The sequence below is a fragment of the Pedobacter sp. Bi126 genome, assembly GCF_918698245.1.
In the GTDB taxonomy this organism is placed as follows: domain Bacteria; phylum Bacteroidota; class Bacteroidia; order Sphingobacteriales; family Sphingobacteriaceae; genus Pedobacter.
Window position 1 is genome coordinate 116,430 of sequence record NZ_CAKKMS010000002.1, and the last position, 15,737, is coordinate 132,166.

The 15,737-nt window shown below is 35.4% G+C and carries 18 protein-coding genes; 9 read left to right on the forward strand and 9 right to left on the reverse strand.

The annotated features are described in order from the left end of the window. Positions 1-444: 444 nt before the first annotated feature. The 5 genes from LQ201_RS05680 (at position 445) to LQ201_RS05700 (ending at position 5,549) form a co-directional block, all read left to right on the forward strand. Complete coding sequence (locus LQ201_RS05680; RefSeq protein WP_230139983.1) at positions 445-1,014, forward strand: UbiX family flavin prenyltransferase; 570 nt, start codon at positions 445-447, stop codon at positions 1,012-1,014. A gap of 50 nt (positions 1,015-1,064) precedes the next feature. Further along, positions 1,065-1,610, forward strand: coding sequence for a hypothetical protein (locus tag LQ201_RS05685; protein ID WP_230139984.1), 546 nt, complete (start codon positions 1,065-1,067; stop codon positions 1,608-1,610). Between the two features lie 228 nt (positions 1,611-1,838). Next, a complete protein-coding gene (gene mtaB / locus LQ201_RS05690; protein WP_230139992.1) occupies positions 1,839-3,161 on the forward strand; it encodes a tRNA (N(6)-L-threonylcarbamoyladenosine(37)-C(2))-methylthiotransferase MtaB in 1,323 nt (440 codons plus the stop codon). Between the two features lie 394 nt (positions 3,162-3,555). Beyond that, positions 3,556-4,704, forward strand: a complete 1,149-nt coding sequence (locus LQ201_RS05695; RefSeq protein ID WP_230139994.1) for a prolipoprotein diacylglyceryl transferase — start codon at positions 3,556-3,558, stop codon at positions 4,702-4,704. 56 nt (positions 4,705-4,760) lie between these two features. Then, positions 4,761-5,549 carry an inositol monophosphatase family protein gene (locus LQ201_RS05700; RefSeq protein ID WP_230139997.1) on the forward strand — a complete coding sequence of 263 codons (789 nt, stop codon included), beginning with the start codon at positions 4,761-4,763 and terminating at the stop codon, positions 5,547-5,549. Positions 5,550-5,717: 168 nt separating this feature from the next. On the opposite strand, the gene LQ201_RS05705 is transcribed toward LQ201_RS05700, so the two are convergent. From LQ201_RS05705 to LQ201_RS05730, 6 genes are all read right to left on the reverse strand, one after another. After that, positions 5,718-6,269 carry a NifU family protein gene (locus tag LQ201_RS05705; RefSeq protein WP_057934267.1) on the reverse strand — a complete coding sequence of 184 codons (552 nt, stop codon included), beginning with the start codon at positions 6,267-6,269 and terminating at the stop codon, positions 5,718-5,720. Between the two features lie 87 nt (positions 6,270-6,356). Continuing rightward, positions 6,357-7,703 (reverse strand): adenylosuccinate lyase, encoded by a 1,347-nt coding sequence (purB, locus tag LQ201_RS05710; protein ID WP_230139998.1) that lies wholly within the window; start codon positions 7,701-7,703, stop codon positions 6,357-6,359. Positions 7,704-7,831: 128 nt separating this feature from the next. Further along, entirely contained in the window at positions 7,832-8,029 is a 198-nt protein-coding gene (locus tag LQ201_RS05715; protein ID WP_116251791.1) for a hypothetical protein, read from the reverse strand. Between the two features lie 139 nt (positions 8,030-8,168). Further along, complete coding sequence (locus LQ201_RS05720; protein WP_230140000.1) at positions 8,169-8,495, reverse strand: hypothetical protein; 327 nt, start codon at positions 8,493-8,495, stop codon at positions 8,169-8,171. Between the two features lie 25 nt (positions 8,496-8,520). Next, positions 8,521-8,739: a hypothetical protein gene (locus tag LQ201_RS05725; protein ID WP_057934271.1), complete on the reverse strand. Its 219-nt coding sequence runs from the start codon at positions 8,737-8,739 to the stop codon at positions 8,521-8,523. Between the two features lie 146 nt (positions 8,740-8,885). After that, a complete protein-coding gene (locus LQ201_RS05730) occupies positions 8,886-9,107 on the reverse strand; it encodes a hypothetical protein (protein WP_055911571.1) in 222 nt (73 codons plus the stop codon). A 200-nt stretch (positions 9,108-9,307) separates the two neighbouring features. Here LQ201_RS05730 and LQ201_RS05735 point away from each other — a divergent pair, with 200 nt between their 5' ends. From LQ201_RS05735 to LQ201_RS05750, 4 genes are all read left to right on the forward strand, one after another. Next, on the forward strand, positions 9,308-9,874 hold the full coding sequence (locus tag LQ201_RS05735; RefSeq protein ID WP_230140002.1) for an RNA polymerase sigma factor: 567 nt from the start codon (positions 9,308-9,310) through the stop codon (positions 9,872-9,874). 6 nt (positions 9,875-9,880) lie between these two features. Beyond that, positions 9,881-10,975 carry a S1C family serine protease gene (locus tag LQ201_RS05740; protein ID WP_215127987.1) on the forward strand — a complete coding sequence of 365 codons (1,095 nt, stop codon included), beginning with the start codon at positions 9,881-9,883 and terminating at the stop codon, positions 10,973-10,975. Between the two features lie 165 nt (positions 10,976-11,140). Continuing rightward, positions 11,141-11,776: a peroxiredoxin gene (locus LQ201_RS05745; protein ID WP_215127985.1), complete on the forward strand. Its 636-nt coding sequence runs from the start codon at positions 11,141-11,143 to the stop codon at positions 11,774-11,776. A 207-nt stretch (positions 11,777-11,983) separates the two neighbouring features. Next, positions 11,984-12,181 (forward strand): cold-shock protein, encoded by a 198-nt coding sequence (locus tag LQ201_RS05750; RefSeq protein ID WP_029276380.1) that lies wholly within the window; start codon positions 11,984-11,986, stop codon positions 12,179-12,181. 478 nt (positions 12,182-12,659) lie between these two features. Here LQ201_RS05750 and LQ201_RS05755 read toward each other — a convergent pair whose 3' ends face one another. From LQ201_RS05755 to LQ201_RS05765, 3 genes are all read right to left on the reverse strand, one after another. Beyond that, positions 12,660-13,847, reverse strand: a complete 1,188-nt coding sequence (locus LQ201_RS05755; protein ID WP_230140004.1) for a class I SAM-dependent methyltransferase — start codon at positions 13,845-13,847, stop codon at positions 12,660-12,662. A 152-nt stretch (positions 13,848-13,999) separates the two neighbouring features. Next, positions 14,000-15,268: an aspartate kinase gene (locus tag LQ201_RS05760; protein ID WP_230140005.1), complete on the reverse strand. Its 1,269-nt coding sequence runs from the start codon at positions 15,266-15,268 to the stop codon at positions 14,000-14,002. 1 nt (position 15,269) lies between these two features. Continuing rightward, positions 15,270-15,737 (reverse strand): GNAT family N-acetyltransferase, encoded by a 468-nt coding sequence (locus tag LQ201_RS05765; protein WP_230140007.1) that lies wholly within the window; start codon positions 15,735-15,737, stop codon positions 15,270-15,272.

Sequence of the window (15,737 nt, forward strand, 5' to 3'; positions counted from 1 at the left end):
GAGATTATATTTGCAAAATGGCCTTAATATTTTTATCCGATCGAATTGATTTTATGTTATATCAATATGAAAAAATTGTAAAGTCAAAAGTGTAAAAATCAATAGCCTAATTATAAAATAGGACCTTACTTGCCGATTATGACTGATTTGTAAGACAATCTTAAGCGAGAATTTATTAAAAATGATGTCTTTTTAAGTAGAATAAAAGCTTTTATGTGTTTTTTATGTAAAATTATTTGTCTGATAATCAGTATTTTATGTTTTGTTTTTAAATTAAATGTTTGATTTAAGCGATTTAACATTTCTTGCTAAATTTTTTTTAAAAATTTATATATATTTGTTCTTACCCTTTCGAGGGTATGTTTTTCATAGGTAGATGTAGGGTCAGAACAATGTTCTGGCCCTTTTTTGTTTTAATGGATTTAGAAAAACTATTTTTGTGCTATGATGAAAAAGAAAGTGATTGTTGCGGTTACAGGTGCCAGCGGATCTATTTATGCAAAGGTTTTATTTGACCGGTTATTAACATTAAAAGATCAGATTGAGACAGTTGGTGTAGTGATGAGCGATAATGCAAAAGCGGTTTGGCAATTCGAACTTGGAAACCAGGATTATAACCATTTTAAAGACTTTACCTTTTATAACAAAAACGATTTTAATGCTCCTTTTGCCTCAGGATCGGCAAAATACGATACCATGATTATCATTCCTTGTTCTATGGGAACTTTGGGTAGGGTAGCACATGGAATATCGAACGATTTGATTTCGAGGGCAGCAGATGTTGTGTTAAAAGAACGCAGGAAATTAATAGCTGTAGTAAGGGATACCCCGTTCAGTTTAATCCATATCAACAATATGAAAACCGTAACTGAAGCGGGTGGAATCATCTGTCCGGCCAATCCTTCTTTTTATAGTTTGCCTCAAACAATAGAAGAAGTTGCCGGCACGGTAATTAGCCGGGTATTAGATCTGGCAGGTTTTGATCAGGAAAGTTATCGTTGGCAGGAGCAGTAATTGTTATTTTGCCAAAGTTTAGATATTTTTGATTAATTTAAAATCATTCCATGAAATTATATTTACGCTCTATCTTATGCTGTGCAGTGTTATGTGCTTTTTTTTCTCAGGTTAAGGCCCAGCAGGATTTTCTGATTAATTCAAAAAATGACACTTTAAAAGGTGAAATAAAAAAACAGTTTATTGGTTTTTATCGGTTCAAGCCAGAGGGAGGTACCAGCTTTAATAAAATTCCAATCCGCGAAACCAAAGAATTTTATAAAGTAGAAAAAGAGATAAATTATCTCGTTAAAGTACGCCCTGACAAAAGCAGTCCAGACTTTTTACAAAGATTGGTTAAAGGTAAAATTGATTTGTTCGAATATTACAGACAAAGTGGGAATAATCAATACGTGGTGATCTGGTATGCCAGCAAACAAAACGGACAATTGTTTGAAGTGAAAAGTAACCAGATCTTTGGTTCGCGGAAGGAGCGGAAAGATAGTATGTATAATTTAATAGCTGACAATCCAGGTTTGCTGGAAAAATTTAAAAAAGATGATAGTTATAGCTTTGAAGCCGTAAAAGAATGCATTAAACTATATAATTCAAACTAAATAGCCGATACCCCATGCTAAAATTAAGCTTTATTATAGTCGTTTTATTAGTCTCAGGCATATGTTTGTCTGGCTGTGAGAAAAGAGCCTGTCCTGAAGGAATGCACGAGCTGCGTTTAAAAGATGGTACTACTATATGCGTTCCAAACAATTTATAGTCTGTAATTTGTCAGTTCTCAAAACTCAAAACCAACAACTCCGAACAAATTTCCTATCTTTGCAGCCTCAATGAAAAAGGTCGCATTTTATACATTAGGTTGTAAACTAAATTTCTCCGAAACATCAACTATTGGTCGGTTATTTACCGATGCGGGTTATGCTGTAGTAGACTTTCAGGATCAGGCCGATGTTTATGTGATTAACACCTGCTCTGTTACGGAGCATGCCGATAAAAAATGCCGTAAAGTTGTTAAAGAAGCTTTAAAATATTCTCCTAATGCCTTTGTAACCATTGTAGGTTGCTATGCACAGTTAAAACCACAGGAAATTGCCGAAATAGAAGGTGTTGATATGGTTTTGGGTGCTGCAGAAAAATTCAGGATAGTAGAATATATTACCGATTTAACCAAGCAACCGAAAACCCTTATTCATCAGCAAAATATAGAGAAAGTTAACCATAATTTTATTGCCTCTTATTCGATTGGCGACAGGACCCGTACTTTTTTGAAAGTACAGGATGGTTGCGATTATCCTTGTACATACTGTACCATTCCCTTAGCACGCGGTGCAAGTCGTAGCGATACCATTGAAAATGTGGTGAACCGCGCAAAAATGATTGCAGATAGCGGTGTTAAAGAAATTGTTTTAACTGGTGTAAATCTTGGCGATTTCGGAATTAGAAACGGTCAGCGTGAAGATAAGTTTTTTGACCTTGTTAAGGCTTTAGATGAGGTAGAAGGAATTGAAAGAATCCGTATTTCATCTATTGAGCCAAATCTTTTGAGCAATGAGATCATTCAGTTTGTATCCACCTCGAAAAGGTTTGTTCCGCATTTTCATATTCCTTTACAATCGGGTTCTGATAAAATTTTAGGTTTAATGCGCCGACGTTACCGTACAGATTTATATGTAGAACGTGTTGCCAAAATTAAGGAAGTAATGCCGAACTGTTGTATCGGCGTAGATGTAATTGTTGGTTTCCCTGGTGAAACTAAAGACGATTTCTTAGATACCTATCAGTTTTTAAATCAGCTTGATATTTCTTATCTACACGTATTTACTTACTCTGAGCGCGAATTAACAGCTGCAGCCGAAATGAAAGGTGTTGTGGCGGGCAGCGAGCGTAATGAGCGTAGTAAAATGCTCCATATTTTATCTGATAAAAAACGTAGGGCTTTCTACGAATCTCAAATTGGCGCTGAAGCTGAAGTGCTTTTCGAGGCAGATCAGAAATCAGGTTACATGCATGGTTTTACTAAAAACTATGTAAAAGTACGTGCAAAATACGATCCGGTTATGGTAAATGAATTGAAAGCGGTTAAGCTTTTAGAAATTACTGCCGATGGAGAAGTAGAAGTAGCCGAACTGGAAACGATTCACGCGCATCATTAGTTTAGTCCCGAGTCATTGGACGGAAGTCTTGAGTCAAAATTTATATTTTCACATTTCCTCGATTAGTCATCCTGAGCGTAGTCGAAGGACCTTAAATATGGAAAATTATAAGATAGATAATGGAATTGATATTGATTGATCAAAGAAAATTCCCTAAGAACTAATGTAATAAGTTAACTAAACCTGATCGCAGCGAACACAGAGTAGCGTGGAGAGCAGGGCTGTACTAACCGATGAAATATAGAACCACTCTTTTCCAAAAAAAAATAGATTTTTATACGCTTTTTCGGCCTTTCAACCAAGAGCTTTGGTCTTTCTCCTTTAGTCTTTAAGCTTTCCGCTTTAATCTTTCAGCTTTGGTCTTTCTTTCCTATCTTCGCAACAAATTATTTGTATGTTTCCTACCGTTTCACATTTTTTAGAATACTTGTTCGGCATTAATTTACCGCTTCCATTTAATACTTTCGGTGTTTTTGTAGCACTGGCGTTTGTTGCTGGTTACTGGGCTTTCACCAAAGAGCTTAAGCGTAAGGAAGCATTAGGTATACTCCACCCAATTAAAAAGACAATTGTGGTTGGCAAACCTGCTACTACATCAGAGTTGATCATGAATGGCCTTTTCGGTTTCGTTATTGGTTATAAACTGGTTTATGCGTTGTTAAACTACAAGCTTTTTGTAAATGATGCACAGTCGATCTTAATGTCGACCAGAGGAAATATAATTGGCGGGTTGTTTTTCGCCGGTTTGTTTGCTTACTGGGATTATACTGAAAAGAATAAACATAAATTAGATAAGCCAAAAGAAACACAGGTAACCATCCACCCATACCAAACCATGAGTAACCTGATTGTTTGGGCGGCTATATGGGGCTTTTTAGGGGCAAAGTTTTTCGATAACCTAGAGTATTGGGATGATTTTGTTCAACACCCTATAGAACGCTTATTATCGTTTAGTGGTTTAACCTTTTATGGTGGTTTAATTTGCGGCGGTGCGGCTGTATTAATTATTGCTAAAAGAAATGGTATTAAACCGCTCCATATGCTTGATGTAGGCGGGCCGGGAATGATGCTGGCTTATGCGGTAGGCCGTATTGGTTGCCATTTGGCCGGCGATGGCGACTGGGGTATCCCAAATCATAATCCAAAGCCATTTTCCTGGTTGCCAGATTGGTTGTGGTCTTACAAATACCCGAATAATGTAGTAGGCGAAGGCATTCCAATTCCTGGTTGTACTGGTAAATTTTGTAATGAACTGGCTCAAGGGGTGTACCCAACGCCAATTTATGAAGTAATTATCTGTTTAATTCTTTTTGCCTTTTTATGGAAAATTAGAGATAAAATAAAAGCACCTGGTTTAATGTTTGGTATTTACATGATTTTGAACGGTATTGAACGTTTCTGTATCGAATTAATCCGCGTAAACTCAAAATACCATGTTTTTGGTTTGTCTTTTACCCAGGCAGAAATGATTTCTACTTTTCTTGTTGTTGGCGGCATTGCATTAAGTGTTTATGCTTTAAGGAATAGGAATCAACTGTCTTAATGTTCTATAAGTTTATTCATCATCAAATAAACGCCTCGTTTTACTATTAAATAGTTATGAATTACGAATTACTGTGTACAAAAGTAATATCGATTGTAAGGCTTACGGGAAATTTTATCCGCAAAGAAGCAATGCAGTTTGATGTTCAAAAAATAGAATACAAAGGATTAAATGACATGGTTTCTTATGTTGATAAAACAGCAGAGCAGAAACTGGTTCAAAATCTCGAAAAATTAATTCCCGATGCAGGTTTCATAACCGAAGAGAAAACCATTAACCGTACAGGTAAGACCTATACCTGGATAATTGATCCATTGGATGGTACAACGAATTTTATTCATGGCATTCCTGCTTATGGCATAAGCGTAGCGCTTTATGAAGATGGATTAGCTGTTATAGGCGTAGTTTACGAGTTAAATAGGGGAGAAATGTTTTATTCGTATAAGGGCGGACCAGCCCTTATGAATAAGAAAGAAATTAAAGTTTCTACTAATCCTGATCTAAAATCGAGTTTATTGGCAACAGGTTTTCCATATTATCAGTTTGATAAACAGCCTCAATATTTAAAATTATTGACCGAAATGATGCAGAAAAGCCACGGGGTACGTAGAATTGGTGCAGCAGCAATAGATCTTGTATATACAGCCTGTGGACGTTTCGATGCTTTTTTTGAATACAATCTGCAGCAATGGGATTTTGCAGCCGGATGCTTTATTGTGCAGCAGGCAGGAGGAGAAGTGTACGATTTCTCAGGTGGAAATAATTACTTTGAAAAAAGAGAGATATTGGCTACCAATGGTAAACTTACGGCTGAAATGTTAACTGCGATTAAGCAGTATTTTTAAGCTATTCGTCATGCTGAATTTATTTCAGCATCTTAAAGACCCTGACCTGTAGCGAAGCGGAAAGCTACGCAGTAAAATAAATTCAGGGTGACGACTCGTTTGCAACAAAAAAGGTCCCGATTCTCATCGGGACCTTTTCACTATATGTACTATGAAAAATGCACAATTTTAAAGCGCTTCAGAAACAACTTCTGTAACTTCTGGTACCATTCTCTGTAATAAGTTCTGGATACCAGATTTAAGCGTAATGGTAGAAGATGGACAACCGCTGCAAGAACCGCGTAATTCTACAGTAACCACGCCTTCATCGAAAGATTTGTATGTAATTGCACCACCATCCTGTTCAACAGCCGGGCGTACATAATCATGCAGAATCTGCTGAATTTTAATTTCGGTTTCTGTACCCTCAAATGCAGGAGCTTCTTCTGTAGTTGCTTCTTTAATTTTTAATTCAGATTCTACAGCTCCCTTAACAAATTCTTTTAAAATAGCCTCAATATCAGCCCATTCTGCATCATCTGTTTTGGTAATGGTAACAAAATTGCTGGCGAAAAAAACGCCAGAAACAAAGTTGAACTTAAATAACTCTTTAGCAAAAGGCGAGTGTTCTGCACTTTCTTTAGTTGCAAAATCCTCACTGCCATTTATTAACAGCTTGTTTACCATGAATTTCATGGTAGCTGGATTTGGAGTCTGTTCTGTATATACGTTAATCGTCATGTCTTAATCAATTTGAATAAACAAAATTAACAATTACTCACTAATAAAACCTTTGTTAGCTGTCTGCTTAACGTCAATTTAATTTGACTAGAAAACGCCAGTATAATTAAAAGGTGTAATCGTTCTCAATTGCACTTTAACAGTTTCAGAAACGGCTAAACCTTCAATAAACTCAGCAATACTTGCAGCATTGATTTTTGAATTTGTTCTGGTTAATTCTTTCAAGGCTTCGTAAGGGTTAGGGTAGTTCTCTCTTCTTAAAACCGTTTGAATAGCCTCGGCAACAACTGCCCAGTTTTCGTCCAAATCGGCATGTAAAGCAGCTTCATTTAATAAAATCTTATTTAATCCGCGTAGTGTAGAATTAATAGCAATTAAGGTATGCCCAAATGGAACGCCTACATTTCTTAAAACAGTAGAGTCGGTTAAGTCTCTCTGTAAGCGTGAAATTGGCAATTTAGCAGCGAAAAACTCGAACAAAGCATTGGCAATTCCTGCATTTCCCTCAGCATTTTCGAAATCGATAGGGTTAACCTTATGTGGCATAGCCGACGAACCGATTTCTCCGGCTTTGATTTTCTGTTTAAAATAGTTTTTAGAAATATATGTCCAGATATCTCTGTCCAAATCTATAATAATGTTGTTTATGCGTTTTAAAGCATCACATTGAGCAGCAAATTGATCGTAATGTTCAATTTGTGTAGTATGTTGTGCACGTGTTAAGCCCAAAGTCTCGTTAACAAACTGGTTAGAGAAATTAACCCAGTTTACTGTAGGGTAAGCAATATGGTGTGCATTGAAGTTTCCGGTAGCGCCACCAAATTTTGCACTATTAGGGATGTTTTTTAAACTTTCTACCTGAATAGCCAAGCGTTCGGCGAAAACCAAAAACTCTTTGCCTAATTTGGTAGGAGAGGCCGGCTGGCCATGTGTATGTGCCAACATCGGAATATCTTTCCACTCTGTAGCCAGGGCATTTATCTTTTCAATCAGCGTATTAATTGCTGGATAATAACTTTCATTCAATGCTAATTTAATAGAATAAGGAATGGCAGTATTATTAATATCTTGAGAGGTTAACCCGAAGTGGATAAACTCTTTATAGTGCTGAAGTGATAACGCATCGAATTTACTTTTGATAAAATATTCAACAGCTTTAACATCGTGGTTGGTTACTTTTTCAGTTTCCTTAATTTCTAAGGCATCAACTTCTGAGAAATTTTCGTGGATTTTGCGCAATTGGGCATAAAGATTTTTATCAAAATTTTCTAAGCCAGGCAAGTTGATTTCGCAAAGTGCGATAAAATATTCGATTTCTACAAAAACACGGTATTTGATTAAGGCTTCTTCAGAAAAGTAAGCAGCTAAACTTTCGGTTGTTTTTCTGTAACGGCCATCAACTGGTGAAATAGCTTGTAGTGATGTTAAATTCATTATGCGGATTATATTTTTGCCGCAAATTTACTACAATTGATGGATTTTAAGGTCTTGATTCCTAGAAATTAATATAAAATAAAAAAGGCCTTAGAATTTCCAAGGCCTTTTTGCAGTAATAGCTAAAACTATTTTTTAGTTGTGTCTTTTACTGTAGTGTCTTTAACGGTTGTATCTTTCACTGTAGTATCTTTTACAGTAGTATCTACTACTGTAGAATCAACTTTAGATGAATCAGTTGCGCCATCTTTTTTTTCTGATTTACAAGCAACAACGGATAGGGATAAAGCTAGAGCTAAAAAGCCCATTTTGAATGCATTTTTCATTTTTTTTAATTTGTTTGGTTTTGAAAATTAATTAATTACTAATTTATGCAAAAAAGACAAGAATTAATCCTGTTTTATTAAATAAAAAAAGGTCGCGATATAAAAACACGACCTTTTTTTGTGTTATTTAGTAAAATAACTAGTGTTTTACTTCTTCTTTTGTAGTAGTAGCTTTAACTGTAGTGTCTTTTACAGTAGAATCTTTAACTGTAGTATCAACAGCAGTTGTATCAGTAACAATAGTTGATGAATCTGTAACTGTTGTGTCAGCACCATCAGCTTTTTTACCTGATTCGCCGCAAGCAGCAACTGTTAAAGATAGAGCTAGGGCTAAAAAGCCTAATTTGAATGCATTTTTCATTTTGATATCTGTTTTAGGGTTACTATTACTATTAATGCCTAAAATGTTAAAAGGTAACCCGTTTTTTCTGATAAAATAAAAAAGCCTTTGAAAAATGAATTTCAAAGGCTTTTCTTATAAGTAAGTTAGACTAGTGTTTAACTTCAGTTTTTTCAGTAGTAGTTTTTACAGTAGTATCTTTTACTGTAGAATCTTTCACTGTAGTATCTTTTGCAGTAGTATCAGTAACGATAGTTGAAGAATCTGTAGCTGTTGTATCAGTACCTTCTGCTTTTTTTTCTGAGTTACAAGCAACAACTGATAAAGATAAAGCTAAAGCTAAAAAGCCTAATTTGAATGCATTTTTCATTTTTGAGTATTTTTAAGTAATTAATTAATTTACCTGTTAATACCACTTATTTAAAAAGGTAACCCAAAAAAATAAAAAAAAAGTAAAAAAAAATAAAAAAGGCTCCCGATTTACATCAGGAGCCTTTTTTTATGAGTAAAGTTAGACTAGTGTTTAACTTCTTCTGTAGTAGTTGTAGTAGCTTTTACAGTTGTATCTTTTACTGTAGAATCTTTCACTGTAGTATCTTTTGCAGTAGTATCAGTAACGATAGTAGAAGAATCAGTTAAAGTAGTATCAGCACCTTCAGCTTTTTTTTCTGAGTTACAAGCAACAACTGATAAAGATAAAGCTAAAGCTAAAAAGCCTAATTTGAATGCATTTTTCATTTTTGAATTTTTTAAGTAATTAATTTCTTATTAATGCCGCAAAGGTAAAAAGGTAACCCGATAATTTACAAAAAAGTTAAAATATTTTTTTTGAGGTTTGGGTTACCGTTTGCTTTAAGTTTGTATTAAGCAATTATAGTAGCTATAAATATTTTTTTGTCTAATATTGGGTTACTATTTATAGAAAAATGTATTAACTAGTGAATAACAGTTTAAAGAGTTCAGTTCCAACAGATAGAGAGGTTATTTTAGGTATTCTAAATAACTCAGAAGATACACTTAACAAGTTATACAAGGCTTATTATGCAATGGTTTTGCAATTTATCCTGAATAATAACGGTGATGAAGATGACGCAAAAGATGTTTATCAGGAAGGTATAATAATTTTATATAACAAAATTAAGGAAGGCAATTTTGAGCTGAGCAGCAAACTCAAAACCTACATTTATTCGGTATGTCGGCGTATTTGGCTAAAAAAACTTAGCCTAAACAGTAAAAAAGCCGGTAATATTACTGATTATGAAGATGTATTTGCTGTTGAGGAAGATGTAGAGCACCATGAAGAAAAGGATGCTGCTTTTGTGAAAATGCAATCGGCACTCGATCATCTGGGCGAACCTTGTAAAACCATTATTCAGGATTTTTATATCCAAAATTTATCCATGCAGGATATCTGCGAAAAGTTCGGCTATACCAATACCGATAATGCAAAAACGCAGAAATATAAATGCCTGCAAAGGTTAAAGAAAATATTTTTTCAACCATAATTTGAAATGAGAAACGATTTGGAGTTAGATGCAATTATTGAAGATTACCTTTTAGGTAAACTTAATGCACAGGAAACTGAAGCTTTTGAACAGTTACGTCGTAATGATGCCACAGTAGATCATAAAGTAGTTTCGCATAAGTTCTTTTTAGAATCTATGGGAACATTTGCTGAGCAGTTGCGCTTAAAGGAACAGTTAAATCATATTCACTCAGAAATTGATGTGGAGGGATTGGCTTCTACACTTAGGCCTCATCCTTCACGCGTGGTTCAATTGTGGCGCAAACATAAATCTGCAATTGCAGTTGCAGCATCCTTTGTTGTACTCTCTCTGGTTTCTATCTACTCTATTCAGCATAATACTCAACAGGCAGAGCGTTACAGGCAGTTAAGCAACCAGGTAAATAATGCTATTAAAACACAAAATAGCTTAATCAGAAATATTAAGCATAATAATACAACTTCTGGTAAGCCAAATGCTCAGAATAGTTTTGGTGGTACTGGTTTTGCTATTTCTACAAATGGGTACATTTTAACCAACCTGCATATTATTAATGGCGCTGATTCTTTATATGTGCAAAACAGTAGAGGAGAATCGTTCAAGGTAAAGTCAGTTTACACAGATCCTCAAAACGATATTGCAATTCTTAAAATAAACGATAAACACTTCAGTAACTTATCATCTATTCCATACACCATTAAAAGGAATACAAGTAACATCGGTGAAATTGTATATACCTTAGGTTATCCAAAAGATGATGCTGTGCTTGGAGAAGGTTACGTGAGTTCTAAAAATGGTTTTATTGGTGATACCACTCAGTATCAGGTAGCCATTTCAGTTAATCCGGGTAATAGCGGTGGGCCTGTTTTAGATAATAACGGAAATTTGGTAGGTATTATCAGTGGTAAGCCAGATCAGACAGAAGGTGCAGCCTTTGCCATTAAATCAAAATATATTTTAGAAGCAATGAGGGCCATTCCCCAGGATTCACTAGGCGTAAATAAACTTTCTGCCAACAAGAAGAGCTTGCTGTCTGGTTTAAAACGCACCAAACAGATCGAAAAAATACAGGATTATGTATTTATGATAAAAGCATACTAAACGCAAACACCCCAAACAAATTAATATTCTTAAACCCTGTAGATTAAATTCTTCGGGGTTTTTTTATTGGAATTGTAATTTGGAGGTCTTAAGATAATATTAAATCTATGTATTTAGTATAGTATTGTTTAGATTTGTTTTAATCAAAATTAAATTAATAATATCATGAGTATAAGATTAGGCGATACCGCACCGAATTTCAAGGCCAACACATCCATTGGCGAAATAGATTTTTACGATTATTTAGGCGATAGCTGGGGAGTGTTGTTTTCTCACCCTGCCGATTATACCCCTGTTTGTACTACAGAACTGGGTAGAACTGCGGCTTTAAAAGGCGAATTTGAAAAAAGAAACGTTAAGGTTTTGGCTTTAAGCGTTGATTCTGCCGAGTCGCATAAAGGATGGATTAATGATATTAACGAAACTCAAAATACTTCTGTCGAATTCCCGATTATTGCAGATCCGGACAAAACGGTGGCAAATCTCTATGATATGATCCACCCAAATGCTTCAGAAACTTTAACAGTTCGCTCGTTGTTCGTAATCAGTCCTGATAAAAAGGTGAAATTAATCATTACTTATCCAGCATCAACAGGAAGAAATTTTAATGAAGTGTTACGTGTGATTGATTCTTTACAGCTTACAGCCAATTATAGTGTGGCTACGCCTGCCGATTGGAAAGATGGAGAAGATGTAATTGTGGTAAACAGCATTAAAACGGAAGATATTCCAGCTAAATTTCCTAAAGGACACCAAGTAATTAAACCATATTTACGTACTACGCCTCAACCAAATAAATAATCCAAAAATTTATTTAATAACGCAACATTCTTGTTGAATGGCCAGAAATGGCTTGCATTATATTCATAATTTATTATATTTGGTAGTTTTGTTTCAATATTAACGCTTAAACTGGTTGTTTTATTCATATTAATACTCAATTGGTTAAATGAAATGCTGATCAAGGCGTAAAAGGTTTATTTATTTTATACAATTTTTTATTTTTTTATGGCAACCGGAAAAGTTAAATGGTTTAACACTCAAAAAGGCTTCGGATTTATTGTACAAGAAGACAATAAAGACTTATTTGTACATTTTAAAGATGTTTTAGGTGGAATCGAAAGCTTGAAAGAAAACGACACAGTAGAATTTGAAGTAGCTGAAGGCAGAAAAGGTTTACAGGCAGTAAATGTTAAGAAAGTTTAAGCAATAATATAAGATTATTTCTTCATCACTACAAAAAGCCTTTCTATTGAGAGGCTTTTTGTGTTTCTGTCATTCTGAATGCAATGAAGAATCTGAGTATCGTAGTTAAGAGTGGCATGACTCTTTTTCTTTGCCAATCATGAAGTAAGTTGTTCTTTGAAAAGCAACTGCTGCGGTAATCGGTTCCGATAGTCCCGCCCTTTGCTTAATCCCGATTGAAATCCTGTACAAATAAAAATAAATGTTAAATCGGGATAACGCTGTCGGTCGGGTTTATCTTACCTCAGACAGTTGCGCTATGTAAGCCAGCTAAACCTGATCTTGGACGAGATGCTGATTTTTTTTCATCAGCAGAAGTGGGAACGAGATTGTAATAATCCAAATGCTTCTGAACCTGCTTCCCGAAAAAAAGTAGTTGGTCGTTAGTTTTAAAGTTTTTTATAGATAAAAGATTCTTCGCTATACTCAGAATGACAACCTAATAATACTGTATAATTGATGCTTTAACAACGATATTTTCTCCATTGCCCACCTTAGTGAAAATTAAAAACTGATTTTGATCTGCTTTTATTTTATATTTCTTAACTAAATCTTCAGGCTTTGCCGGATAGTTCCGCACAATCACATTTCCCTTTAAATTTCCTTGTTTCTTAAGTGTTGCGGTGCTGAGTACGGCTTCAATTTTAAATATCCTGCCTGGGAAATCTTTATTTACAATAGCCGAACTAAATAGCTGTGTTTGAGGATGTAGTTTTAAAAGATTGTAAGTGGTGCCAATTAAATTAAAAGCACCCGATTTTAGTAAAGCAGCATCTGGTTCGTACAAGTAATCACCAGTGTTTAAATCATCAATAAACTGAATTGAACCATTTGAAACTGATCTGTAAAAGGAAAAATCTTTTTCAATCCCGTTATTTAGGGTTACAGCTATAATTTTCGTATCACCATTGTAGCCTTTATCGATGATCCATAAAAGCTCTTTGCACTCATTTTTTACACTCACAATATGAATCTCGCTAACTTGTTTCAATTCTGATAATCCTGCTGAAATATCAAGTAAAGGAGCAGTTTTGATAATTATTCTAGAAGATTTTTCTAATATGGTATCCAGGTTACTTGCAATGTCGGGTGTACAGTCTTTTAGCATAAAAACTTTGCCCTTTTCGGCCCTTCGGGCAGGATCTACATAAATGCTATCAAATGATGCATCACTAGTCTGGAGGTAAGCAATTCCGTCTTCTGCTTTAAATTCGATATTTGTTGCATGTAATGCCTGTGCATTATGTTGGGCTATTACAGATAGCTCAGGGTTAATTTCACAATGTGTAACGGCTTTTACCTTTTTGGAAAAGTAGTAGCTATCAATCCCGAAACCTCCGGTAATATCAATTAAAGTGTTGCCTTTGGCTAGTTTCGATTTGTATTTCGCCGTAATTTCAGAAGAAGTTTGCTCGATGGATAATACAGGAGGATAATAAATATTCTGAGTATTAAACCAGGTTGGTAATTTTTTTTCAGATTTTTTTTTTGCCGTAATTTGTGTGGCCAGTTCGGCTGCAGTAATACCCTCGAACGGACTTTTTGCTAAAGCAATCTGATTTACATCAGCATTTAAATTTGCGTTGATATAGTCTTGTACGGCTTTGGCTAAAAGTTTATTGTTCATTGTTTAGTTATGTCATTTCAAAAGAGGCCATCATTTCGACTGGAGCGCAACAAAATGGAGAAATCTCATTTAGATAGGTTTCACCTCCGAAGGAGTCCCTTTGGAGCACTGCGGTCGAAATGACGAACGCAGTTAATCTTCAATGAGCAAATTTATACGGTTCGATTCTTCATCACCATCTGGCAGGTATGACGGCTTTTAACTTCCAATAAAATATCCTTATCAACCGTTACACGATCAATAGTTTGTTGGTTATAATAGCGGATGGTTACCAGTTCCAGACCCTTATTGTATCTTACTGTAAATTCTTGAGAAAGGTCTTTGATCAGTTTTTCAATTTGAGTAGGGTGATCATCAACGCTTACCGAAAAGCTGATAGCAGAGTTAAGCATGGTATTGATTTTGATCCGGTGTGTATGGAAAAGCTCAAAAATATTGCTCAGGTTTTCTTCTATAATAAAAGAATAATCTTTTGGGAAAATAGAAATCAACGCCTGGTTAACCTTAAAGATAAAAGAGGGGATAGGCAATGGGTTGTTTTCTTTGGTAATTGCTGTTCCTGAGCCCTCAGGTTGAATAAATGACCTTACAAAAAGCGGAATCCCTTTATTTTGAAGCGGTTTTATTGTTTTTGGATGGATTACCGTTGCACCATAATAAGTAAGCTCTATCGCATCGTGATAAGAAAGCTGGGCAATTTTTTCTGTCTCATCAAACCATTTCGGATCTGCATTTAATACCCCGGGAACATCCTTCCAGATGGTTAGTGCAGCGGCATCTAAGCAGGAAGCAAATATGGCTGCCGAATAGTCAGAACCTTCCCTGCCTAAAGTTGTGGTGTAGTTTTCGCTGGTGCCGCCAATAAATCCTTGTGTTACAATAATGTTGTCGGTTAAGAGTGGTAATAAGTCTTTTTGTATAATCTGATTGGTTTTTGCCCAATCTACTTTTCCTTCGCGGTAGGTATTGTCAGTCTGGATATAGTTTCGAGCATCTATCCAAAGGGCTTTATTACCTGTTTCGTTTAACCAGGCTGCCACAATTTTTGTAGAAACCACTTCTCCTATAGATACAATCTGGTCGTATATGTAATCAGGGTTGTTATCCGGTTCATCTTCAATCAGCCAGTCAATTTCAACAAATGTGTTAGCCACATCATCATAAACAGGATTGGCTTTGCCTTGAAACAGCTCATCTATAATACTGAAATGGAAATGTTTAATCTCATCAAAAATTGCATGCGCTTCATCACTTTGTGATAAAAATGCCTGCGTTAACTTTTCCAGTTTATCAGTAATCTTACCCATCGCCGAAATTACAATCAGAAGGTTTCCTTTTTTGTAATCGCGGACAATATTGGCCAGATTTTTCACTCCATCTGCATCTTTTACCGAGGCACCACCAAACTTAAAAATATCCATATTAAAATGCCTTGATTTGTTCTTTAGAGAAAGCCGCATTTAACCAGCCACTTTCTAAATGTGCTTTATATTTATTGTAAAAATTTATTGCAGGTTCGTTCCAGTCTAATACCTGCCAAACCATGCCGCTATAATTACCGTTTTTAGCCTCTTCTATCACTTTTTCGAATAATACTTTACCCAAGCCTTTTCCTCTAAATTCTTCTGTTACGATAAAATCTTCGAGATATAACCTGCATCCTTTCCATGTAGAGTAGCGTGTATAGTATAGCGCGAAGCCCACTATTGTATTATTTACCTCGGCTACATAAGCTTTCCATACCGGGTTTTTGCCAAACCCCGCATCGATAAATTGATCTAAGGTAACTGTCACTTCTTCAGGGGCACGCTCATAGATGGCCAGCTCATTAATTAATTCCAATATCCTTGGACAATCTTCTGCAGTCGCAAATCTGATGTTAAAATCCAT

Coding starts and splice junctions, on each gene's coding strand:
- LQ201_RS05680 (WP_230139983.1), top strand. CDS start 445: ATGATGAAAAAGAAAGTGATTGTTGCGGTTACAGGTGCCAGCGGATCT.
- LQ201_RS05685 (WP_230139984.1), top strand. CDS start 1,065: ATGAAATTATATTTACGCTCTATCTTATGCTGTGCAGTGTTATGTGCT.
- mtaB (WP_230139992.1), top strand. CDS start 1,839: ATGAAAAAGGTCGCATTTTATACATTAGGTTGTAAACTAAATTTCTCC.
- LQ201_RS05695 (WP_230139994.1), top strand. CDS start 3,556: ATGTTTCCTACCGTTTCACATTTTTTAGAATACTTGTTCGGCATTAAT.
- LQ201_RS05700 (WP_230139997.1), top strand. CDS start 4,761: ATGAATTACGAATTACTGTGTACAAAAGTAATATCGATTGTAAGGCTT.
- LQ201_RS05705 (WP_057934267.1), bottom strand. CDS start 6,269: ATGACGATTAACGTATATACAGAACAGACTCCAAATCCAGCTACCATG.
- purB (WP_230139998.1), bottom strand. CDS start 7,703: ATGAATTTAACATCACTACAAGCTATTTCACCAGTTGATGGCCGTTAC.
- LQ201_RS05715 (WP_116251791.1), bottom strand. CDS start 8,029: ATGAAAAATGCATTCAAAATGGGCTTTTTAGCTCTAGCTTTATCCCTA.
- LQ201_RS05725 (WP_057934271.1), bottom strand. CDS start 8,739: ATGAAAAATGCATTCAAATTAGGCTTTTTAGCTTTAGCTTTATCTTTA.
- LQ201_RS05730 (WP_055911571.1), bottom strand. CDS start 9,107: ATGAAAAATGCATTCAAATTAGGCTTTTTAGCTTTAGCTTTATCTTTA.
- LQ201_RS05740 (WP_215127987.1), top strand. CDS start 9,881: ATGAGAAACGATTTGGAGTTAGATGCAATTATTGAAGATTACCTTTTA.
- LQ201_RS05745 (WP_215127985.1), top strand. CDS start 11,141: ATGAGTATAAGATTAGGCGATACCGCACCGAATTTCAAGGCCAACACA.
- LQ201_RS05750 (WP_029276380.1), top strand. CDS start 11,984: ATGGCAACCGGAAAAGTTAAATGGTTTAACACTCAAAAAGGCTTCGGA.
- LQ201_RS05755 (WP_230140004.1), bottom strand. CDS start 13,847: ATGAACAATAAACTTTTAGCCAAAGCCGTACAAGACTATATCAACGCA.
- LQ201_RS05760 (WP_230140005.1), bottom strand. CDS start 15,268: ATGGATATTTTTAAGTTTGGTGGTGCCTCGGTAAAAGATGCAGATGGA.
- LQ201_RS05765 (WP_230140007.1), bottom strand. CDS start 15,737: ATGGATTTTAACATCAGATTTGCGACTGCAGAAGATTGTCCAAGGATA.